This window comes from Caballeronia sp. INML2 (assembly GCF_023631365.1).
Lineage (GTDB): Bacteria > Pseudomonadota > Gammaproteobacteria > Burkholderiales > Burkholderiaceae > Caballeronia > Caballeronia turbans.
The window spans coordinates 125,898-147,541 of record NZ_JALQDH010000022.1 but is presented as its reverse complement, the minus strand read 5'-3'; the positions used below and the strand labels follow the sequence as shown (position 1 = coordinate 147,541).

Below are 21,644 nucleotides of genomic sequence, written 5' to 3'. Positions count from 1 at the left end.
GTGCTTCGCATTGCAAACAAATTTCACATTGCCGAACTGGCGGCGGGCCACGGTCCCGCTGCGGACGATCCGCTGGCGATCACTTGGGGAGAAGTAAATGGGGAAACTCGGCCTGTCGAGGCGCGGTTTTCTGAAGGCGAGTGCGCTCGCTGGCGTGTCGGTGTTCGTAGCGCCGCTCGGCAGCCGTGCGTTCGCCGCGTTGTTCGAAGAAAAGATTCTGACTCCCGTTCAGTGGGATGCGACGAGCGGCGGCGCGAAGTTTCGCATCGACGGTATTGCGAAGGTGACGGGCGCGAAAGTATTCGCGCGCGATGTCCGCGCCGCGGACATGCCGCATTGGCCGAAAGAGCAATCGCACGCAATGATCCTGCGCACGACGCGCGCCGATTGCATCTATGAAGGTTTCGATCTCTCGATGCTCGACGGCGGCCTCGCGCCCGATCGCATCGTCACGGCGGACGATCTCGCGCGCGACAAGCTCGCGTTCCCCGCCTTCTACGGCGATGACATGCTGCTGCCCGCCGGCAAGACGCCGGCGTATCTCGGGCAGGCGGTCGCGATCCTGATCTATCGCGATTTCGCGCGCTTTCGCTTCGCGAAGGACAAGCTCCAGTTCCGCGAAGGCGTCATCCGTTACGGCGCGACGACCGGCCCGCTCGAGCGCGACCCGTGGGCGGCGTTCCGCTTCCTGCGCGTCGGCGGCAAGACGCCTTACGACGACGATACCTTCTCGAGTCTGAAGGACACGCCGCTCTTCCCGCACATGATGAAGAAGCGCGAGCCGGTCTGGGCGAGCGCCGCCGAGCACGGCAAGCTCGACGAGCAGGGCGTGTTCCATGCGAACGCAATCGCCGAAGCGCTCGATCACCCACCGGCGGAATGGCTCGTCGTCGATCGCGATTACCGCACGCAATCCGTCGACACTGCTGCGCTCGAACCCGACAACGCGAATTGCTGGTACGACGCGGCGACGCAATCGCTGCACATGGTCATCCCGACGCAAGGCCCGCATGAAGTGGCCGAAAGCGCGATCGAGATGACGGCGAAGTCGCATTTTCCGGTGAAGAACCTGTTCCTGCATCCGTGCTATACGGTCGGCTACGGTTCGAAGGACCACTACAACATGCCGTTCTACGGCCTCCTCGCGTCGCTGTACGGCGACGGCCGGCCGGTGCGTCTCGCCAACGACCGCTTCGAGCAGTTCCAGTGCTCGCTCAAGCGGCACGCGTTCGACATGCGCTATCGCATGGCGATCGACCGGAAATCGGGGCTGATTCAGGCGTTCAAGGGCGATTTCGTCGCCAACGGTGGCGGGCGCTGCAACTTCTCGCCGTCGGTCGCGATGGTCGGGGCGACGGCGGCCCAGTCCATCTACTACATCCCGAAGAGCGATCTGACCGCCACCGCGATCGCATCGCGCGCGGTGGACGCCGGCTCGGCGCGCGGCTACGGCACGCTGCAGAGCATGGCGGCGACCGAGATGATGATCGACGACATCGCGCAGACGCTCGACATGGACCCAATCGAGCTGCGCCTGAAGAACGTGATGCGCACCGGCATGAAGAACACGCAGGGCGCGATTCCGGCGGGCGCCGTGCGCGCCGAGGACGTGCTTCGGCGCGCGCAGGCGCATCCGCTCTGGACCGAGCGCAAGAAGCGCAAGACGGAATACGAAGGGACGCACCCAGGCAAGCGCTACGGTGTCGGTTTCGCGTGTACGCAGAAGGACTTCGGCACCGGCGCGGAGAGCGCGTTCGCGAAGATCGAATTCACCGCCGATGGCCGCATCGCGCTGCATCACTCGGGCGCGGAGATCGGCACCGGTGCGTCGACATCGCAGGCGCTCGCCTGCGCGAAATGGCTCGGCAATCCCGCGGCCGACGTTCACATGGCGACGATCGACTGGACGGACCTGCCTGTCGTCACGAGCGGCGATCCGTACATCATGTCGCAGGCCGAGCAGGATCGCCTGAGCGCGAATCCGCGCTGGTCGCCCACGTACATGTCGCCGGCGAGCGCGACGAATTCGGCGTTCTATTTCACGCACGCGACGCGCGAAGCGGCGCGCGTGGTCTTCCGTCACGGCATCTGGCCCGCGGCGCTCGCGATCTGGGGGCAGGGCATCGGCGGCGGTCAGGCGATGTCGTTCGTCGTGCGCATCGAAGACGCGCGCTGGACGGACGGCAAGCTGTCCGCCGACGGACTCGAGCCGATTCCTTTCGAGCAGCTCGCGAAGAAGGCGTACGAGCTTGGGCTCGTCACGGGCGCGGCCGTGCACACGTTCAATCGCTGGCAATGGAGCGAGGCGCAGTTCGACATCGCGGGCGAAGTCGAGCGGCTTCCGATCGACGGCCTTTCGCTGCGCTTCGGCGGCGGTAAGGCTAAAAGCGCGGCGAAAGCCACGGGGAACGGCTACACGGTCCTCGACCGCAAGCGCGTCTTCATCCCGCCCGTGCAACGCAACAACGCGGCGGTCACGTACTACAGCGCGCTTGGCACGCTCGTCGAACTCGCCGTGACCGAATCGAGCGGCGAGGTCGAACTGCTTTCGCATCATTCGATCATGGAGTGCGGCAATCAGATCGCGCCGCAACTCGTGTCGGGCCAGTTGCAGGGCGGCATCGCGATGGGCATCGGGCACGCGCTGCACGAGTATCTGCCGCTCTACGAAGACGGCCCGAGCAACGGCACCTGGAACTTCAACCGCTATCACCTGCCGCTCGCGAGCGATGTCGCCGTGTGGAAGCAAACGGGCGAAGTGCTGCCGCCGCTGTCCGAAACCGATCCGCCGAAGGGCATCGCCGAAGTGGTGATGATTCCGGTGGTCGGCGCCATCGTCAACGCGATCGCGCACGCGATCGGCCATCGCTTCACCGATCTGCCGGTGACGCCGCAAAACATTCAGGAGGTGCTCGCATGACGGCCATCCAATCCGCCGCGGGCGTTGAATCGCGCGCACTCTCGATGACGATCAACGGCGAAAAGGTCGGCCCAATGCAGGTGCCCGCCGGTCTGTCGATGATCGATTTTCTGCACGAGTACGCCGGGCTCACCGGCTCGCGTCTCGGATGCGGTCAGGGCATCTGCCACGCGTGCGTGGTGATCGTCGACCACGCCGACGGAACCAGCGAGGAAGTGCGCACGTGCATCAACGGCGCGCATTTCTTCGACGGCAAGACCGTGCGCACGGTCGAAGGGCACGCCAAGCGCAACGAGCAAGGCGAAGTCGTCGAAATGTCGGCGGTGCAGCAGAAGTTCCTCGAGCACTTCAGCTTCCAGTGCGGCTATTGCACGCCGGGCTTCGTCAACGCGACGACCGTGCTGATCGAAAGGCTCAAGCGCAATCCGATCGCGAAGGAGCAGATCGAAGCGACGATCATGGAGGCGCTGAACGAGCACATCTGCCGCTGCACCGGCTACGTGCGCTACTACGAAGCGGTCAAGGATCTCGTGCTTGCCACGCCCGGACTCGTGAAGGACGCCGCATGATGAGATCGATCCTGACCCGTCTCGTTGCGCCGCTAGCGGCGGCATCCTTCGTGCTCGCCGGTTGCGGCGGTCAGAACGATGTCGCGGCGCCGCCGAAAACCTCGCCCGAGCAGATCGCGCGCGGACGCTATCTCGCGCATGCCGCCGATTGCGCCGCGTGCCACACGGCGCATGGCGGCGCGCCGTTCGCGGGCGGCGTGAAGCTCGAATCGCAATTCGGCACGTTCTACGGCACGAACATCACGCCTGATCCGAAGCACGGCATCGGCATGTGGAGTTCCGATGAATTTTTCCGCGCGCTGCATGACGGCGTGACGGCGAAGCACAAGCTCTCCCGCGATGCCGTACACGTCGTATCGGCAGATGTCGCGCGAGGACAGCGACGCGACCTACGCGTACCTGATGACGCAAAAGCCCGCGGCGGTGCCGAACATCGATCCCGATCTGAAGTTTCCGTACAACGTGCGCTTCGCCGTGCGCTTCTGGGACATGCTGTTCCTGAAGGACACGCTGCCGGATGCATCGTCGGGACAATCGGCCGACTGGACGCGAGGGCGCTATCTGGCCAACGCACTCGGCCACTGCGCGGAATGTCACACGCCGCGTGGCGCGTTCGGGCAGATGCAGGACGCGAAGACCTTGCAGGGCGGCGGGGTCGGACGCATCGGCGCACCTGACATCACGCCGTCCGCGCTCGCCGCGCGCGGCTGGACGGGCGCGGATCTGCAGGCGTTCTTCGCAACCGGCGTGGCGAAGCAAGGCTCCGCGTTCGGTGAGATGCATCCCGTGGTCTATCTGAGCACGCAGCATCTGAGCTCGGAGGACTTGCGCGCGCTCGCGACCTATCTGCTCGGCGACGCGCCGCCGGAAGCCGCACCGCGCGCCACCGTGAAGATCGACGACACGGCGAAAGTGTCGGCGGGCCGCGGTCTCTACCTCGATTCGTGCGCGGGCTGTCACGGGATCGACGGTCAGGGCAAGCCGCATGTCGCGGTGGGCATGGACGGCAACTCGACCTTGCGCGAGGCCGACCCGCGCAACGTCATCACGTCGATTCTCGATGGCCTCGAGGCGCAGCGCTTTCCGGGCGTGGAGAACATGCAGGCCATGCCGGGTTTCGCCGGAACCTATGGCGATGAGCAGATCGCGCAGCTCACGAACTATCTTCGCGTGACGTGGGGCGGACAGCCCGGCGATGTGACCGCCGACAAGGTCAAGTCGCTGCGCTAACTCCAGACGCTCCAAAAAAAACGAGGCCACGCGATATTGCGTGGCCTCGTTGCATTGGGCGCGCGACGAAGGGATCAGACTCGCGCGCCGCGCTCCGCAAGCTGGCGCTGCAGCGTCGGCCACATTTTGGCGACCGCTTCCTCGCCCGCGAGAATCGACGCGTTGCGCTGGCTGAAATCGCTGCTGCTCATCGCCATGAGATTCGGGCGAATCACCGCGTTCGCGTATTTGTCGAGTTCATAGGCCTTGATGGTCTGGCCCATGATCGTGAAGGTCTGCATCAGCACGTCGAACGAGCTGGACGTGAGCCCGGTTTCCGGCCGCGCCGAGATGTCGACCGCGATCACGAAGTCGGCACCCATCTTGTGCGCGAACGCTGCCGGCACGGGACTCACGAGCCCGCCGTCGACATACTCGCGATCGCCGATCTTCACCGGTTCGAAAATCGACGGCACGCTGCACGACGCCCGCACCGCGATGCCCGTGTTGCCGCGCTGGAAAAGAATCGGCTGACCGCTCTTCAGATCCGTGGCGACGATGCCGAGCGGCTTCGCCATCTTTTCGATCGGACGGTTGTCGAGCGTCTTGTTCAGGTAGTTTTGCAGCGCGACGCCCTGCAGGATGCCGCGCGTGCGAAAGGGCATCGCCCAGTCGCTGATCGAGGCTTCGTCCATGGTCAGCGCGAGCTTGTTGATCGCGATGCCGCTCATCCCCGATGCGTACAGCGCCGCGATCACCGAACCCGCGCTCGTGCCCGCGACGAGATCGACGCGCACGTTGCGCGCTTCCAGCGCCTTGATCACGCCGATATGCGCGAAGCCGCGCGCGGCGCCGCCGCCGAGCGCGAGACCGATGCGCATCGGGCGCTGCGGCTCCGTGTTCGCCGGCGGCGCGACCGGTGTGCCGGAGGCGGTCTCGCCTGACACGCCGCCCTTCGTGGTCGTACAGGCGGCGAGAATGGACGATGCGGCCGCGAGCGAGAACGCGCGCCGCGAAAGACGGGGTGACGATGAATTCAAGGTGTGCTCCGGCGATGCAGCGGGTCCCGGGCGGCCCGTCCGTGCGGGCGTTGCACACGGGCGTTGCGGGAGATCGAAAAAAGCGCGCACATCATAAAACAAAAGGCGCGCGGACCGGCGCAAAGCGGTCGGCGAGTATAATTTCGTCTCATTTTGAGCGGAATCCGAGCGCGAGCGCGCACCGCCATTCATCGAGCAAACAGCAATGACCACCCAAGTCCGTACCCGCTTCGCACCGAGCCCCACCGGCTTCATCCATCTCGGCAACATCCGCTCCGCGCTCTATCCGTGGGCGTTCGCGCGCAAGATGAAGGGCACCTTCGTGCTGCGCATCGAGGACACCGATCTGGAGCGCTCCACCGATGCATCGGTCGATGCGATTCTCGAAGGCATGGCGTGGCTCGGACTCGATTACGATGAAGGCCCGTTCTATCAGATGCAGCGCATGGACCGTTATCGCGAGGTCGTCGCGCAGATGATGGAGAAAGGGCTCGCTTACCACTGCTACATGTCGACGGAAGAACTTGACGCGCTGCGCGAGCGGCAGCGCGCCGCCGGCGAAAAGCCGCGCTACGACGGCACGTGGCGTCCCGAGCCGGGCAAGGTGCTGCCGCCGATTCCGGAGGGCGTCAAGCCGGTCGTGCGCTTTCGCAATCCGCTGACCGGCGCGGTCGCCTGGGACGACGCGGTGAAAGGCCACATTGAAATCTCGAACGAGGAACTCGACGATCTCGTGATCGCGCGTCCCGATGGCACGCCGACCTATAACTTCTGCGTGGTCGTCGACGATCTCGACATGAAAATCACGCACGTCATCCGCGGCGACGATCACGTGAATAACACGCCGCGTCAGATCAACATCCTGCGCGCGCTGGGCGGCGAAGTGCCGGTGTACGCGCACCTCCCGACCGTGCTGAACGAGCAGGGCGAGAAGATGAGCAAGCGCCACGGCGCGATGAGCGTGACGGGCTATCGCGACAACGGCTATTTGCCCGAGGCGGTGGTGAACTATCTCGCGCGCCTCGGCTGGTCGCACGGCGATGCCGAGATTTTCTCGCGTGAGCAGTTCGTCGAATGGTTCGATCTCGAGCATCTCGGCAAGTCGCCGGCTCAGTACGACCACGACAAGCTCAACTGGCTCAACGCGCATTACATCAAGGAAGCGGACAACGCGCGGCTCGCGGAGCTGACCCGGCCGTTCCTGCTGCAGGCGGGCATCGATGCGGCTGCCATCGACGGCGGCGCGCCCCTCGATCAGGCGATCGCGCTCCTGAAGGATCGCGCATCGACGGTGAAAGAGATCGCCGATAACGCCGCAATGTTCTATCGCGAGCCTGCCATCGATCCGGACGCGTTCGCGCAGCACGTCACCGATGCTGTGCGTCCGGCCATCGCAGACTTGCGTGCGGCGCTCGCGGACGTCGAGTGGAGCAAGGAGGCGATCGCGGCGGCGCTCAAGGCGACGCTCACGGCGCACAAGCTCAAGATGCCGCAACTCGCGATGCCGGTGCGCTTGCTGGTCGCGGGCACGACCCATACGCCATCGATCGACGCGGTCCTGATGCTCTTCGGTCGTGAGACCGTGTTGAAGCGTCTGGAGAAGGCGAACGGCTGACGCGCAACGGCGGATGGCTCGCGGCGGCCGCCGCGCGCCATCCATTGCGCGCATCGGCGTCAGGCGAGACAAAAAAGTTTCACTTAAGTCGTCAGAAGGTATTTACAGCTTAAAAAACGCCCTATACAATCTCGTTTCTGTTCTGCAAGGGGGTATAGCTCAGCTGGGAGAGCGCTTGCATGGCATGCAAGAGGTCAGCGGTTCGATCCCGCTTACCTCCACCAAAGAACAGGTGAAGTAACGCGAAGCTGGTTGTCCGAAAACGGAAGTCGCAAAAAATACTTCACAAGCAACGCGAAGTTGTTTAGAATCTCGGTCTTCGCTGATTGGCGGCAGTAAGTGAGTCAATAAGCGGAGCGTGGTAAAGACAGAATCACAAGTTTCTGTCCCCTTCGTCTAGAGGCCTAGGACATCACCCTTTCACGGTGAGTACAGGGGTTCGAATCCCCTAGGGGACGCCAGAACATCGGCGGCTGCTAGTAGAAAGCGCTGCAAGGCTCGCAGGTGACACGGCGGGTCGATGAAGAGAAGTGGAGCGGTAGTTCAGTTGGTTAGAATACCGGCCTGTCACGCCGGGGGTCGCGGGTTCGAGCCCCGTCCGCTCCGCCAACACTTGCGAGCAGGAACACTCCGGCTAATGAGAGCCGGTTTTTTTTCGCCGCAGGCTGCGTAGAAGTTGAAGTCCCCTTCGTCTAGAGGCCTAGGACATCACCCTTTCACGGTGAGTACAGGGGTTCGAATCCCCTAGGGGACGCCAGAACATCGGCGGCTGCTAGTAGAAGCGCTGCAAGATTCGCAGGGTCACGCCGCGAATCGATGAAAAGAAGTGGAGCGGTAGTTCAGTTGGTTAGAATACCGGCCTGTCACGCCGGGGGTCGCGGGTTCGAGTCCCGTCCGCTCCGCCAAATCGTTGTGCGAAAAATCCAGCCTGTCGGCTGGATTTTTTTTGCCTGCTCGCCGGGACGATCCCTCAAGTACGCGTTCGATCCGCACTCGACCGTAATAATGGCCATTGCCAGCCCGCGCGCACTGTCTTAGTGTTTAGGCACTTGTTCTCGTGCCCGTGCGATGCTCGATCCGACCGAAGACCTCTCGCTCTATCAACTGCGCCAGGCGACCATGGCGGACTTCGCCTTCGCCGAAGCGCTCACGCACGACAACATGGTCGGTTATTACCGGCGTCATAACCTCGTGTGGCGCGGCGATCTCTTCCTCTCGAGCTGGCGCGAGTCAGAGAATTTCATCCTGCAGGCGGACGGCATTCCGATCGGCGTCATGCGCGTCACCGAGGAAGACAATTCGCTGCATATTCGCGACGTTCAAATTGCACCGGGTTATCGCGGGCGCGGAGCCGGAACGTTCCTGCTCAACACGGCGCATCGCTGGGCGAGAGCGCGCGGGCTCGCCGAATGTCAGTTGCGCGTGTTCGTCGATAACCCGGCGGCGCGTCTCTACAGTCGTCTCGGCTACCGGCCGGCCGGCTCGCGTCTCGCGCAGCTCGGCGCGATCCGGCACATGGTGCGGCGCGTCTGACGCGGGAGCGTCCGTGTCCTATGCACCGTCGATGTCGCGCGTATCGCGATCATCGCGGCTATCGCGCGCGAAAAATGCGCGCGGGCTCTCGCCAAACGCGCGACGGAACATCGCGGAGAACGCGCTCTGGCTCTGATAGCCCAGTTCGCGCGCAACCAGCGCGAGCGGGCGGCCCTGGCTCAGCAAAGGGATCGCGCGTGCGAGAACGGCCTGCTGGCGCCACTGCGAAAAACTCACCCCAAGCTCGCGTCTGAAGAGCCGCGCGATGGTGCGCGAACTCGCGCCCGCTTCGGACGACCAACGCTCCAGATCCGAATGCGACGGGTCGGCCAGCACGGCGTTGCACAAGGCGCGCAGACGCTTCTCGCTCGGCATCGGCACAGAAAGCGGCAACGGCTGCGAACGGATGATTTCATCGAGTGCGAGCGTGCCGAGCAGCCGCTCGCGCTGACGGGAAATCGCTTCTTCGTCGAGAGCGGCGATGACTTCGCGCAAGAGCGCCGACACTTCGACGACCCGGCAGGCGCCGAGTCCGGCCGGCACGACGCTCGCATCGACATACAGCGTGCGCAGATAGGCATCCTCCACGATCACGACTTCATGCGTGACATTGGGCGGCACCCAGATCGCGCGCGAGGGCGGCACCATCCAGGTGGAATCGGCGGTTGCGACGCGCAGCACGCCGCGCGAGGTGTACGCGACCTGAGCCCAAGGATGCGTATGCAGCGCGATACGCACGCCATAAGGAACCGGCCGCGACCGCACGCGAATCGGATGATCGAGCGTCGGTGAATGCTCAACGGGAATGTCGAGATGCTCGACTTCCTCGCTCGACGTTCTCGATTCGACTAACGTAGCCATGTTCGCTCAGGTTGGAGTGTGATCGGGCGTGCGGAGTCATCAGGGGGCACGCGCCGATGGTAGCCGAAAGCGCTTACCGGAGCGCGCCGCGATTTTGCGCGGCGCATAATGGCCGTCGATCATCTTCCGACGACAGGAGCGGGCTTTTCGATGCAATACGTTTTCGTTTACGGCACGTTGCGCGCTGGCGAGGTCAACGATATCAACCGGGCGGCCGGGCGCAACGGCATCGCCATGCCGGAATGGATCGGCGCCGCGCATGTTCAGGGGCGGCTTTTCGACTTCGGCAGCTATCCGGGGCTTGTGATCGACGAAGAGGGCGCGCCGATTCGCGGCGACGTCTATCGCATCGACGACGCGCTTGTACCTGTGCTCGATGAAATCGAAGAAGTGTATCCGGGCGTCGAAGGGTTATTCCGCTCGCATCGCCTGCATGTGGACGTGAATGTCGAAGGCAGACCGGATCGGATCGATTGCCTGATCTATCCGGTCGCGGCTGCCGCCGTTGCCGGACGGCCGCGCATTGAAAGCGGCGACTGGGTTTCGCACCGCGCTAACCGCGCATGAGCGTTGGCGAATACGACGTGCACATACTCTCGCGCCGCCTTCGCGCCGACGGGTCGACTGAAGGCGGCGCGTGAATGGCCCCGTGCCTGAGGCGCGCCGGGCTTACTGACTCGAGCCAGCCGCCGGCTTGTTAGGCGATTTCTTGTGATGCATCGACTTGTGCGAAGGTGTCTGCGAGCGCATGTTTTGCATGTTGTCTTGCTGCGACTGCAAATATTGCGCACGCGATTCGATATCGGAAATCTTCGCAGGATCGGTGCTCATGGTCACGCCCTGATCGCCCTGGGCGTAAGCGCCCGATGCGACCGCGCTGAGGGACAACAGAACAGCCAGGGACACTTTCTTCATTGTTACCTCCTAGTAGCAGTTGAACCCGGGAATCGTCTGTCCGATCCGGTGGAATGACGCTTGCATCCGAGCAAAAATCGCTCCCGCCGCATCGCGGGACGTCAGCCGCGAACTTCACGCGCCTAACGTTCAGACAATGTGAATCATAAGCCCGGAATCGGGCAACGGTGTGGCGCGTGTCATCGTCGAACTGTTCCAGAGTCCTTAGCATCCGTCGCGCTGGGTGCGTCGCCGCTAGTAGAGATGCAGCCAGCGATACACATCGAAGCGCGCGAGCCCGACAAGTTCGTGCATGGCGAGTTCACTGTTCGCAAAGCCTCGGATGCGCGGAAACAACGTGACGCGATTGGGCCGCACATCCGACACGTAGGGTACCGGCGCGTAGCCGAACGCCTCGAAGGCACGCAACGCACGCCGCATGTGATACGCAGATGTGACGACGATCAAACGGTTGTCATGTGCGGGGCCCAGGATGTCGGCCACGTTGCGCGCGTTCTGGTAAGTGTTGAGGCTTTGATTCTCGCGCACGAGATCATCCGGCGCGACGCCCTGCGCGAGCACGTAAGGCGCGTAATTGTCCGCTTCGGCCTGCCCGTGGCGTTGCGGGTCGCCGCCGCTCAGGATCACCTTGCAGGACGCGCCGGTCTCGCGGCACTCGCGATACAACATGCCGATCGCGTCGATACGCCGCATCGCATTGAACTGCGGAACAAGTCCCCCTTCGCTGCGGGCCGTTCCGCCGCCCATGAGCACCATCGTCGTCCGGGGAGCGAAGGTCGGCACATCGGTATGACGATAGCCGTGCTGGGCGAGATCGAGCAGCGGAGTCGCGAGCCAGCCGGAGCCGACTGCCCACGCGAGCGCAGCCACGATGATCGCGATCTGAAAGCGGCGGCGCCGCCACAGCGCAAATAATGCAAAAAAAAGCAGCAATAAAGTGAATAGAACCAATTTGATTGGGGTAACGTATTGGTTTGAGGACAATTCGTTCCGTCATCGCGTGCTTTGGAACGCATCGGCGGTTGTCGCAGTAAAGCGCGTGATTAGCGCGCTCTCAACGGGGGCTTGTAATAGAAAGCAGCACCTAACGCAAGCGGCGGCCAAACATTCAGCTGCGAATCGCCATCGCAGACGAGATTCGGCGCGCCGCGTTTAGTCGACGTCGCGAACCGTCTTGCGACCGTCACGAGCGTCGTCATGGCTGCACAGGAAGAAAGAACGAGATGACCACGTATTCCAACGAAGTTGTACTCGAAGCACTTCGCCGAGCGCAGTATCGTCAGGTTCCCTGGGCAAAACGTCCCAACGTTTTCGACCTCCTGCGCGCGCTAGGTTTGCTCGAACTCACCCGGCAGCGCACCGTGGCACCCGCGCCCGGATTTCATGCTCCCGTCGATATCGCGGTCGTCACCGAGCGCGGCAAGCACGAATTCCTGCGCCTTTCACGTGATGAACGCTCGAGCGACTGGGATCTGCGTCGTGCGGAGCCTTACACGTTCGGTGGACAGGAAGCAGTTCTGGAGGCGCGCGTCTAGCCTGCCGGATACGCCGGAAGCGGTGGACAGTCGACGCATGGGTCGAGGGCACGTTGTCGTCGGACAAAAGACCCGGCAATCGACCTGCAGTCGGCGCTCCAGTCAAAAAAGCGCCCGTGCCGCGAACGACACGGGCAGACCGGATATCACTGTTGCCACGCGCTGTTCATGGCATGGGGTGTGACTGACGCGCGCCGAAGTGGTTCCGCGAAGCGCGCATCATTGATGCAGGCGCATTCAGCGATGTTGGACATGCGGATCGCGGTCCGAATCCGGGCGAGGGCGCGCGTTGCTCGCAATGTCGCCGCGCAGATCGCCGCGCGGCGCGGGCGGCGCGGCGTCGCGATTCCGGCTGGCGCTCTGCGACGCGGCCACCGAGGCCTTCGTGCCCACATGGAAATCGGAAGCAGGCGGCGGGGGCTGGGCCTGGCTCATCGCCGCGGTGCTCGTCAGCGCGACAACGGCGCCGTGCACGAGCAGAGTCGATGCCTTCATGATGAAATCCTCGAAGCCTTCGTGGGGCCTGTTCGATCATTCACCAAGCTATGCTGTGTTCCGCAGTGGCGCTGTAAGGAATAGTAAAGAGTTGTTTCGTCGCGACGGCGCGCCGTGCGACCGTCGACACGGGCAGATGCGGTCCATCGATGCCGCTAGTCGAATTCGGAAGAGAGTGGAGATCGCGAAGGCCGTGACCTGCGCGAGAGTCAGAATATCTGCGCGAGGCCGGCGGTTACCGGCCTCGAATTGAAGCAAATCCGATCAGGCCATCTTCGCCGGAGCGCGCCACGATTCCGGGTTCGTCCAGAACGCGCCGCGCAGACGATCGCGACTCGGCGGCGCCGGGGGTTTCGCGGCGCTCGACCCTATGCGTCCGCGCAGCGACACTTCACGGCCGTTGCTGGAAAGACGTTTCACGATCTCGGCGAGCGTACCGTCCGCTTGCCATTCATCGAAGCGGCGGCGGCAGGTCGGCGGGGACGGGTAGCGTCCGGGCAGCTTCGACCAGCCTTCGCCAGTCGACAGCACCCACAAAACCGCGTTCACCACGGCTCGCGCCTCGACGCGCGGACGTCCGCGCCGTTCGCTACGTGCCGGCTCGGCACAAAACAACGCCTCGACCAGCGCCCACTCGTTATCTCTCAAATCGTCGAACAGCACCATATCTCACCTCAGCGAAGCTAACCCCGGTGCGCTGCCCCGCGCCGCGCACTCTGGGCGGAATCCGATAAACGAATGCCTGGGAAGGTCAAAGCGGTGGCGGCGGACAACGTTCAATGACCGCCTGTCGCTCCGACCTCTGTGCGCAAAGAAATGCGAGAACCGTGCCATGCATGTTGCGAAATCCGGGAAACCCGCATGGCAGTAGGCTGACGCGATGCCAGCATGGCCCGTATCAGACCCGAAACAGACTGATTAAGAAATCGGGACAATCACCAATCAAGTGCAATAGGCCCATCCAGCGTGCGTTTCAGTAATTTGCTGCACCGCAGCGTAACGTACGTTCGCGCATGAAATCATACGAACCGCCGTTATACTCGCGCATGAAATCGGCTAATTGATGAGCAATTCGAATGAGTGCGCCATTGAACGTGACGTTGCGGCAACTGCGCGTCTTTATCGAGGTATCGAGGCTGCGCAGCTTCAGCCGCGCGGGTGATGAGATCGGCCTGACGCAGTCGGCGGTCAGCCGTTGCGTGCGCGAACTGGAAGGGGAAATCGGCCTCAAGCTGATCGATCGGACGACGCGTGAGGTGCTCTTGACCGACGTCGGCGCGAACCTCGTCGGCACTGTGTCGCGTCTCCTGGCGGATCTCGACGAGGCGCTGCGTGAAGTGCGCGATCTCGGGGAGCAGCGTCGCGGACGAGTGATCGTCGCGGCGAGCCCGACTGTCGCTTGCCGGCTGATGCCGCGCGTGATCGCTTCGTGCCTGCAGCAATTTCCGCTGATCACGCTGAGTCTGCGCGATGACGTTCAGTCCGATGTCCTGCGAAAGGTCAAGTCCGGCGAAGTCGATTTCGGCGTGGTGATCGGACCATTTTCCTCCGACGATCTGCATGGCGAGCCCGTAATGACCGATTCGTTCTGTCTCGTCGCGCGGCGAGATCATCCGCTCGGACGCGAGACGGCCGTGCCATGGGAGGCGCTCGCGGGCGAGCGGCTCGTCATGCTCGACTACGCGTCCGGGAGCCGGCCGATCATCGACGCCGTGATGCAGGAGCACGGCGTCGAAGCGCAAGTGGTGCAGGAACTCGGCCATTCGGCGACGGTGTTCGGCCTCGTGGAGGCGGGCGTCGGCGTGAGCGTATTGCCGTGGCTGGCATTGCCGCTGCCGGCGGACTCGTCGCTCGTTGCGTTGCCGCTCGAGCCGCGCGCCGAGCGCACCGTGGAACTCGTGCGCCGGCGCGATCGTTCGCTGTCGCCAGCGGCGGAGTCGGTCTGGTCGCTGATCGCATCGCTGCCGCGGCGTGCGGAAGACCTCGTATAAGCCGGTCTGCCGTCTCGAAAACGCGGCGCGCGCGTTAGACTTCATTTTTTTAGACAAGACGACGGGGCGAGCGATGAGTGAGTCGGAAGGAGCGGTGGTCAGCGAACTGAGTCAATTGGCCGGCCTGCACGGGTCCGGTGCGCCGAATGCCCGCGACGCGGTACGTGCGTTGAGGCCGTCGCAGATCCGCGAGGTTGCGAACGCCGGCTTCGGCGTACCCGACGTGCTTCCGTTCTGGTTCGGCGAATCGGACCGCGTGACGCCGCAGTTCATTCGCGACGCCGCGAGCCGCGCGCTCACCGATGGCGCCACCTTCTACACGCACAATCTCGGCATCGCGCCGCTGCGCGAGTCGCTCAGCCGCTACGTGAGCGCGCTGCATGGCGCGACGGCGCCGGCGCATATCGCCGTCACGAGCGCCGGCGTGAATGCGCTGATGCTCGCGGCGCAGCTCGTCGTCGGAGCGGGCGATCGCGTCGTCGCGGTGACGCCGCTCTGGCCGAATCTCGTCGAGATTCCGAAAATTCTCGGCGCGAGTGTCGACACGGTCTCGCTGACCTATGGCGCGCGCGGCTGGACGCTCGATCTCGACCGCCTGCTCGCGGCGCTCACGCCGGACACGCGCATGCTGATGATCAACTCGCCGAACAACCCGACCGGCTGGACGATGACGCGCGAGCAGCAACGCACCGTGCTGGAGCATTGCCGCCGTCACGGCATCTGGATCGTCGCGGACGAAGTCTACGAGCGTCTGTATTACGGCGATGGCGCGCGCGTCGCGCCTTCTTTCCTCGATCTCGCCGCGCGCGACGAGCGCGTGATCGCGGTGAATTCGTTTTCGAAGGCCTGGCTGATGACCGGCTGGCGGCTCGGCTGGCTCGTCGCGCCGACGCAACTGATGGACGATCTCGGCAAGCTCGTGGAATACAACACTTCGTGCGCGCCGTCGTTCGTGCAGCAGGCGGGCATCGTCGCGGTCGAAGAGGGCGAACGCTTCACTCAGGCGCTCGTCGCCGATTTGCGCGCGAGCCGCGATCATCTGGTGAGGGCGCTGAAGACGATCCAAGGCGTCGATGTTCGCGCGCCCGACGGCGCGATGTATCTGTTCTTCTCGCTGCCGGGCGCGTCCAGCAGTCTCGATCTGTGCAAGTCGCTCGTGCGCGAAGCCGGCCTCGGGCTCGCGCCGGGTAGCGCGTTCGGCCCGGAAGGCGAAGGCTTCGTGCGCTGGTGCTACGCGTGCGATCCGGCGCGGCTCGACGCGGGTGTCGAGCGTTTGCAGCGTTTTCTGGCGGCGCGCGCCGTCGCCTGAGTCGTGCCGGCGCACGCCGGTCGGTCAGGACCGGCGTCGAGTGAGTTCGGCCGACGATCAAGCGATCACCTTTACGCCCCGGTTGTTTTTGCGTAATATGGCGCTCAGTCACGCGCTTTCGCCTAGGAAAGCGCCACCTCGTCCGGCTGGGATGGCCCGGCGATTCGCTCACCGATCGCCCTTTACCGCCTCTCCCCGGTGCGTGCTCCCAATCAATATGACCGATTACAATCGGGCGAGCGCGTCTTGAAACTCCGCGTCCAGCTTTATCGTTCGCACCAGTTTGGTGGCGTTCGGTCCTGCGCAAGCCCGATTTTGAATTGAATCATTGACCATACAGGGTTGACCCAAGCTGCATGAATACCCAAGAGGCGAAGATCGTCCTCGAGACTGCCTTGATCTGCGCGCAGGAACCGCTGAGGCTGAATGAATTGCGCAAGCTGTTCGCCGACGACATTTCGGCGGATACCGTTCGCACGTTGCTCGAAGCGCTCAAGGCCGACTGGTCGGGACGCGGCGTCGAGCTGGTAGCGCTTGCCTCGGGCTGGCGTTTTCAGAGCAAGCCTGCCATGCGGGGCTATCTCGACCGGCTGCACCCGGAAAAGCCGCCCAGGTATTCGCGGGCCGTACTCGAAACGCTGGCAATCATTGCGTATCGGCAGCCTGTAACGCGGGGCGATATCGAAGAGATTCGCGGCGTGACGGTGAACACGCAGGTCGTCAAGCAGCTGGAAGACCGTGGCTGGATCGAAGTGATCGGTCATCGCGATGTGCCGGGCCGCCCGGCGCTGTACGCGACGACCAAGCAGTTTCTCGACGACCTCGGCCTGAGCGCGCTCGACGAGCTGCCTGCGCTGGACAATCCGGCGGCGCAACTCGAGGCATCGCTGCTCGCGCAGCATTCCATCGAATTCCCCGACAGCATTGCCGGGGACGCGCAGCCGGCTAGCGCCCAGGCGCACGGCGTGCCGGACGCAATGAATAACGGGGAAGACGATGCGTTCGCGCCGGTCAACGCCGTTGAAGCGATGCAATCGGCTGAAACCGTCGAAACCGAAGTGCCCGGCGGCGATGAGAGCGCAGCCGATGTCTCGGTGAAGCAAGAACAGGCAGAAGAACAGCAGGAAACACTCGGAGCGAAACATTTCGATGCGCGAGATGAGCGCGTCGCATTGCCGCCCGGGATTCACGCGCAGCCGCTGAGCAGCGCGCACGACGCACCCGCGTCGTTGCCGCGTGAAGAGGAACGAGACGCGAGTCCATCGAACGACGCAGAACTGGACGACGACTCCGAAGAACCGAAGGCGCGCCGCGCCTGACGCAAATTGCAAGGCCCCTGATCTCGCAACCCGGCTCTCCATAAAGATCATTTCGAGACGACCAGCCGGACCGATCAGCGGATTTTTAGACGCGCCCGCGACGGGCGCGCTTCGACATTTGAGGTTGTTTTGACACACTCCCACGACAGCGATTCGCCTGAATCCGCGCGCCCGGCGCATGCCGCGGACGCACCCGAGTCGGCCGATGCCGGCGAACGCACGCGCGCCGACCGCGCCGATGAAGGCAGCGAGGGCGAAGATCGTCCGCGTCGCGGACTGCGCCGCGGGCCGCGCAGCCTGATCGCACGGCGTCGCGCTGTCGCGAAGACCAAGGACGCCGAAGGCGCGCCGGATGCCGTGAACGAGACGCCGCCCGATGGCGTCGTCGCCGCACCGGTCCGCACCCCGCGCAGGGACCCAAGCGCAAAGCCGCGCAAGAGCGAAGGGGCCAGCCCGCGCGGTCGCAAGAACGTGCGCGCCGCGACGGATGAGGCCAGTGTCGACGCGGCGGACGAACCGGTCGCGCAGGCCGCCGTGCCCGCACCGCGTGAAGGCGGGCGGCGCAAGAACCCGCCGCAGCAAAAGCGCGGCAAGCGCAACGACTCGGGCCCCGCGACCGTCGAGAGCGCAGCCGCTGCCGCCGTCGACGACGTGTTCGCCTACGTGACTTCCCCGGCTTTCGACGCCGACAACGGTTCGGGCGGCGTGCGTGCACCTATGCTGCGACGCGGCCGCAACGCCCCGCAGCAAAAGCGCGTGCTGGAACCGGACGACGATGCGCCGAAGCTGCACAAGGTGCTCGCCGATGCGGGCATGGGTTCGCGCCGCGACATGGAAGAACTGATCATCGCCGGCCGCGTGTCGGTGAACGGCGAGCCGGCGCATATCGGCCAGCGCATCATGCCGTCCGATCAGGTGCGCATCAACGGCAAGCCGCTCAAGCGCAAGCTCGCGAGCAAGCCGCCGCGCATCCTGCTCTATCACAAGCCGACGGGCGAGATCGTCAGTCACGCGGATCCGGAAGGCCGTCCGTCCGTGTTCGACAAGCTGCCGTCGATGAAAACCGCGAAATGGCTCGCGGTCGGCCGTCTCGACTTCAACACGGAAGGCCTGCTGCTGCTGACGACGTCGGGCGATCTGGCGAACCGCTTCATGCATCCGCGCTACAGCGTCGAGCGTGAATACGCGGTGCGTGTGGTCGGCCAGTTGTCGGAGGCGATGAAGCAGAAGCTGCTGAAGGGCGTCGAACTCGACGACGGTCCGGCCAACTTCCTGCGCATTCAGGACGGCGGCGGCGAAGGCACGAATCATTGGTATCACGTCGCGCTGGCTGAAGGCCGCAATCGCGAAGTGCGCCGCATGTTCGAGGCGGCGGGTCTGATGGTGAGCCGCCTGATCCGTACGCGTCACGGTCCGATCGCGCTTCCGCGAGGCCTGAAGCGCGGCCGCTGGGAGGAACTCGAAGACAATCAGGTGCGCAGCCTGATGGAGTCGGTCGGCCTGAAGCTGCCGACAGCCGAGAAGGGCGGCCGCAATGCGGCGCCGCGCGTGCAACCCGATCCGATGCAGACGTCGATGGGATTCATCACGCGCGAGCCCGCGCTGAGCTCGCACGCGCGCATGACGCAGCAGCAGACGCCGGGACGCGGCGGGCGACGAGGTCAGCCGGGCGGCATGGCAGGCGGCTTCGGGCTCGGCGGCATGGGCGGATTCGGCGGCAACGCGGGCACGGGCAACGCCGGTGGCATGGGCCGTCGCGGCGGGCGCGAAGCGAACGGCAATCGCGTCGGCAACGAGCCGAACGGCAATCGTGGCAACGGCGGCCGGCAGGGTCCGCGCGGCGCTCGTCCGCAAGGCGCGACGCAGGGCATGGGCGGCGCGGGCAAGCGCGCCGCGGGCGCAAATGCGCCGCGTGGCAATCGCCAGGGCGGTGCGCAGCAGGGTTCGGGGCAGGGCAAGGCCGGCGGCAGCGCCAACCGGGGCGGGCGTAACCGCTCGCGCGGTCGCTGACCGCGGTAAAGCGCAAAGAATGCACATATACGTCGCCGCGAATCGGGTGCGATGACTCGCGCCTGCTTCCGGTGACGAAAAACATGTGGCTGACGCTTCGGGATCGCGCAGCCAGATCAACGTGAACTTGGGCTCAACAGGGCTGAAAGAGCGCGTTACGTTTGCGTTTATCCTGAAAAATGGCTAAAATCACAAAGTCGCTGGGCACGTAGTTTTTTCGCTGCCCGGGTGCGACCTCGGTTGAAGAAGATGGGCGTTGCGCCCATTTTTTTTTGGCTTTTCGGTTCGGCATCTCGGGAGCAGGGGTGCGCGCCCGCATGAAGGCGCTCGCCCGCAGGTGTTTTGGCGTGGAGCGCGCGAAACACCTTGGAGTTACTGTGCAACTGACGGAATTGATAGAAACCACGGTCTCGGGCTTAGGCTACGAGCTTGTCGATCTCGAACGTTCGGGAGGCGGCATGTTGCGTGTCTATATCGACCAGCCGGCTGGTATCGCCATCGAAGACTGCGAGAAGGTCACGCGCCAGCTCCAATACTTGCTCGAAGTCGAGAACATCGATTACGACCGGCTCGAAGTATCGTCGCCGGGGCTCGACCGCCCGCTCAAGAAACTGGCGGATTTCGAGCGCTTCGCGGGGAGCGAAGTCTCCATCACGTTGAAAAAGCCGCTGGACGGGCGCAAATCGTTCCGTGGCATCTTGCACGCGCCTGACGGCGAAAAGATCGGATTGGAATTTGAAGGGAAGGACGGCGCTGCGATGCTCGATTTCACGCTCGCGGACCTCGATAAAGCACGTCTCGTCCCCAAGGTTGATTTTAGGAGCCGCAAACAATGAGTCGCGAAGTATTGATGCTGGCGGATGCGCTGGCACGCGAAAAGAACGTCAACAAGGACGTCGTGTACGCAGCGCTGGAAGCTGCGCTTGCTTCCGCAACGAAGAAGCTCTTCGAAGAAGACGTAGATATCCGCGTCGCCATCGACCGTGAGAGCGGCGAGCATGAAACCTTCCGCCGCTGGCGCGTCGTGCCGGACGAGGCCGGCCTGCAAGAGCCGGATCAGGAAATCCTGTTGTTCGAAGCGAAGGAGCAGAAGCCCGACGCGGAGGTGGACGACTTCATCGAGGAGCCGATTCCGTCGATCGAGTTCGGCCGCATCGGCGCGCAGGCCGCCAAGCAGGTCATTCTGCAGAAGGTGCGTGACGCGGAGCGCGAGCAGATCCTGAACGACTTCCTCGAGCGCGGGGAAAAAATTATGACCGGCTCGGTGAAGCGCCTGGACAAGGGCAATTTCATCGTCGAGTCGGGCCGGGTCGAGGCGCTGCTGCGCCGTGATCAGCTGATTCCGAAGGAAAATTTGCGCGTGGGCGACCGCGTGCGCGCATATATCGCGAAGGTGGACCGCACCGCGCGCGGTCCGCAGATCGAGCTCTCGCGCACCGCGCCCGAGTTTCTGATGAAGCTCTTCGAACTGGAAGTACCGGAAATCGAACAGGGGCTGCTGGAGATCAAGGCGGCCGCGCGCGATCCCGGTGTGCGTGCGAAAATCGGGGTGATCGCCTACGACAAGCGCATCGACCCGATCGGCACGTGCGTCGGCATCCGCGGTTCGCGAGTACAGGCCGTGCGCAACGAGCTCGGTGGCGAGAACGTCGACATCGTGCTATGGTCGGAAGACCCCGCGCAGTTCGTTATCGGCGCCCTCGCGCCGGCAGCCGTGCAGTCGATCGTCGTCGATGAAGAAAAACACTCGATGGACGTCGTCGTGGACGAGAACGAGCTCGCCGTCGCCATCGGCCGTGCCGGCCAGAACGTGAGACTCGCGAGCGAACTCACCGGCTGGCAAATCAATATCATGACGCCGGACGAGTCGGCGTTGAAACAGAACGAAGAGCGTGGCAAGTTGCGCGACCTGTTCATGGCGCGTCTGGATGTGGACGAGGAAGTCGCCGACATCCTTATCGACGAAGGCTTTACGAGCCTCGAAGAAATCGCCTACGTGCCGCTCAACGAAATGCTCGAAATCGAAGCCTTCGACGAAGACACCGTGCACGAACTGCGCAACCGCTCACGCGACGCGCTGCTCACGATGGCGATCGCCAACGAAGAGAAAGTGGAAGGCGTCGCGCTCGATCTGAAGAGCCTCGATGGCATGGACAACGAGCTGCTTGCAAAGCTCGCGGAGCACCAGATTCAGACCCGCGACGAACTCGCGGAGCTGGCAGTCGATGAACTGGTCGAAATGACCGGTATGGAAGAGGATGCCGCTAAGGCGTTGATCATGAAAGCACGTGAACACTGGTTCCAGTGAGAAATGACCATGGCG

General features: G+C 63.9%; 18 protein-coding genes, 5 tRNA genes and 1 pseudogene. 18 read left to right on the top strand and 6 right to left on the bottom strand.

The annotated features are described in order from the left end of the window. Window positions 1–97: 97 nt before the first annotated feature. The 3 genes and pseudogenes from NCT32_RS08335 (at window position 98) to NCT32_RS08325 (ending at window position 4,719) form a co-directional block, all read left to right on the top strand. Complete coding sequence (locus tag NCT32_RS08335; RefSeq protein WP_061121078.1) at window positions 98–2,920, top strand: xanthine dehydrogenase family protein molybdopterin-binding subunit; 2,823 nt, start codon at window positions 98–100, stop codon at window positions 2,918–2,920. After that, complete coding sequence (locus NCT32_RS08330; RefSeq protein WP_061121079.1) at window positions 2,917–3,489, top strand: (2Fe-2S)-binding protein; 573 nt, start codon at window positions 2,917–2,919, stop codon at window positions 3,487–3,489. Before NCT32_RS08335 ends, NCT32_RS08330 begins: the two co-directional genes overlap by 4 nt. Next, window positions 3,486–4,719, top strand: a pseudogene (locus tag NCT32_RS08325) (c-type cytochrome). The gene NCT32_RS08330 and the pseudogene NCT32_RS08325 overlap by 4 nt, the downstream one beginning before the upstream one ends. 74 nt (window positions 4,720–4,793) lie before the next feature. On the opposite strand, the gene NCT32_RS08320 reads toward NCT32_RS08325, so the two are convergent. Continuing rightward, window positions 4,794–5,738 carry a patatin-like phospholipase family protein gene (locus NCT32_RS08320; protein ID WP_061121117.1) on the bottom strand — a complete coding sequence of 315 codons (945 nt, stop codon included), beginning with the start codon at window positions 5,736–5,738 and terminating at the stop codon, window positions 4,794–4,796. A gap of 205 nt (window positions 5,739–5,943) precedes the next feature. On the opposite strand from NCT32_RS08320, the gene gltX reads away from it, so the two are divergent. From gltX to NCT32_RS08285, 7 genes are all read left to right on the top strand, one after another. Next, window positions 5,944–7,353 (top strand): glutamate--tRNA ligase, encoded by a 1,410-nt coding sequence (gene gltX, locus NCT32_RS08315; RefSeq protein ID WP_061121081.1) that lies wholly within the window; start codon window positions 5,944–5,946, stop codon window positions 7,351–7,353. A 148-nt stretch (window positions 7,354–7,501) separates the two neighbouring features. After that, window positions 7,502–7,577: transfer RNA gene (locus NCT32_RS08310), tRNA-Ala, on the top strand. A gap of 161 nt (window positions 7,578–7,738) precedes the next feature. Then, window positions 7,739–7,814 (top strand) — tRNA-Glu (locus NCT32_RS08305). A gap of 71 nt (window positions 7,815–7,885) precedes the next feature. Further along, window positions 7,886–7,962 (top strand) — tRNA-Asp (locus NCT32_RS08300). A 72-nt stretch (window positions 7,963–8,034) separates the two neighbouring features. Then, window positions 8,035–8,110, top strand: a tRNA-Glu gene (locus NCT32_RS08295). Between the two features lie 71 nt (window positions 8,111–8,181). Beyond that, window positions 8,182–8,258 (top strand) — tRNA-Asp (locus NCT32_RS08290). Window positions 8,259–8,421: 163 nt separating this feature from the next. Beyond that, complete coding sequence (locus tag NCT32_RS08285; protein ID WP_061121082.1) at window positions 8,422–8,886, top strand: GNAT family N-acetyltransferase; 465 nt, start codon at window positions 8,422–8,424, stop codon at window positions 8,884–8,886. Window positions 8,887–8,904: 18 nt separating this feature from the next. On the opposite strand, the gene NCT32_RS08280 is transcribed toward NCT32_RS08285, so the two are convergent. Continuing rightward, the gene (locus NCT32_RS08280) at window positions 8,905–9,747 is read right to left on the bottom strand and encodes a helix-turn-helix domain-containing protein (RefSeq protein ID WP_061121083.1); all 843 of its coding nucleotides are present in this window, start codon (window positions 9,745–9,747) and stop codon (window positions 8,905–8,907) included. Window positions 9,748–9,897: 150 nt separating this feature from the next. On the opposite strand from NCT32_RS08280, the gene NCT32_RS08275 reads away from it, so the two are divergent. Continuing rightward, window positions 9,898–10,314, top strand: coding sequence for a gamma-glutamylcyclotransferase (locus NCT32_RS08275; RefSeq protein WP_061121118.1), 417 nt, complete (start codon window positions 9,898–9,900; stop codon window positions 10,312–10,314). Between the two features lie 102 nt (window positions 10,315–10,416). Here the strand turns inward: NCT32_RS08275 and NCT32_RS08270 are convergent, their stop codons facing one another. Beyond that, window positions 10,417–10,662, bottom strand: coding sequence for a hypothetical protein (locus NCT32_RS08270; RefSeq protein WP_250490092.1), 246 nt, complete (start codon window positions 10,660–10,662; stop codon window positions 10,417–10,419). Window positions 10,663–10,896: 234 nt separating this feature from the next. After that, entirely contained in the window at window positions 10,897–11,532 is a 636-nt protein-coding gene (locus NCT32_RS08265; RefSeq protein ID WP_250490091.1) for a YdcF family protein, read from the bottom strand. A gap of 353 nt (window positions 11,533–11,885) precedes the next feature. Between NCT32_RS08265 and NCT32_RS08260 the strand changes: the two genes are divergently transcribed. After that, on the top strand, window positions 11,886–12,197 hold the full coding sequence (locus tag NCT32_RS08260; RefSeq protein WP_061121086.1) for a hypothetical protein: 312 nt from the start codon (window positions 11,886–11,888) through the stop codon (window positions 12,195–12,197). Between the two features lie 237 nt (window positions 12,198–12,434). Here NCT32_RS08260 and NCT32_RS08255 read toward each other — a convergent pair whose 3' ends face one another. Together NCT32_RS08255 and NCT32_RS08250 are read right to left on the bottom strand one after the other, a co-directional pair. Further along, the gene (locus tag NCT32_RS08255; RefSeq protein ID WP_061121087.1) at window positions 12,435–12,692 is read right to left on the bottom strand and encodes a hypothetical protein; all 258 of its coding nucleotides are present in this window, start codon (window positions 12,690–12,692) and stop codon (window positions 12,435–12,437) included. Between the two features lie 264 nt (window positions 12,693–12,956). Beyond that, complete coding sequence (locus NCT32_RS08250; RefSeq protein ID WP_014191699.1) at window positions 12,957–13,358, bottom strand: transposase; 402 nt, start codon at window positions 13,356–13,358, stop codon at window positions 12,957–12,959. Between the two features lie 422 nt (window positions 13,359–13,780). Here NCT32_RS08250 and NCT32_RS08245 point away from each other — a divergent pair, with 422 nt between their 5' ends. The 6 genes from NCT32_RS08245 to nusA all read left to right on the top strand — a co-directional run bounded on the left by NCT32_RS08245 (window position 13,781) and on the right by nusA (window position 21,629). Beyond that, a complete protein-coding gene (locus NCT32_RS08245; protein ID WP_061121119.1) occupies window positions 13,781–14,683 on the top strand; it encodes a LysR family transcriptional regulator in 903 nt (300 codons plus the stop codon). A 73-nt stretch (window positions 14,684–14,756) separates the two neighbouring features. Next, a complete protein-coding gene (locus NCT32_RS08240; RefSeq protein ID WP_061121088.1) occupies window positions 14,757–15,992 on the top strand; it encodes a pyridoxal phosphate-dependent aminotransferase in 1,236 nt (411 codons plus the stop codon). A 356-nt stretch (window positions 15,993–16,348) separates the two neighbouring features. Then, window positions 16,349–17,311 carry an SMC-Scp complex subunit ScpB gene (scpB, locus tag NCT32_RS08235; RefSeq protein WP_061121089.1) on the top strand — a complete coding sequence of 321 codons (963 nt, stop codon included), beginning with the start codon at window positions 16,349–16,351 and terminating at the stop codon, window positions 17,309–17,311. A 129-nt stretch (window positions 17,312–17,440) separates the two neighbouring features. Next, on the top strand, window positions 17,441–19,321 hold the full coding sequence (rluB, locus tag NCT32_RS08230; RefSeq protein ID WP_061121090.1) for a 23S rRNA pseudouridine(2605) synthase RluB: 1,881 nt from the start codon (window positions 17,441–17,443) through the stop codon (window positions 19,319–19,321). A gap of 377 nt (window positions 19,322–19,698) precedes the next feature. Then, a complete protein-coding gene (rimP, locus tag NCT32_RS08225) occupies window positions 19,699–20,157 on the top strand; it encodes a ribosome maturation factor RimP (RefSeq protein WP_061121091.1) in 459 nt (152 codons plus the stop codon). Beyond that, window positions 20,154–21,629 (top strand): transcription termination factor NusA, encoded by a 1,476-nt coding sequence (nusA, locus tag NCT32_RS08220; RefSeq protein ID WP_061121092.1) that lies wholly within the window; start codon window positions 20,154–20,156, stop codon window positions 21,627–21,629. The genes rimP and nusA overlap by 4 nt, the downstream gene beginning before the upstream one ends. The last annotated feature ends 15 nt before the right edge of the window (window positions 21,630–21,644 follow it).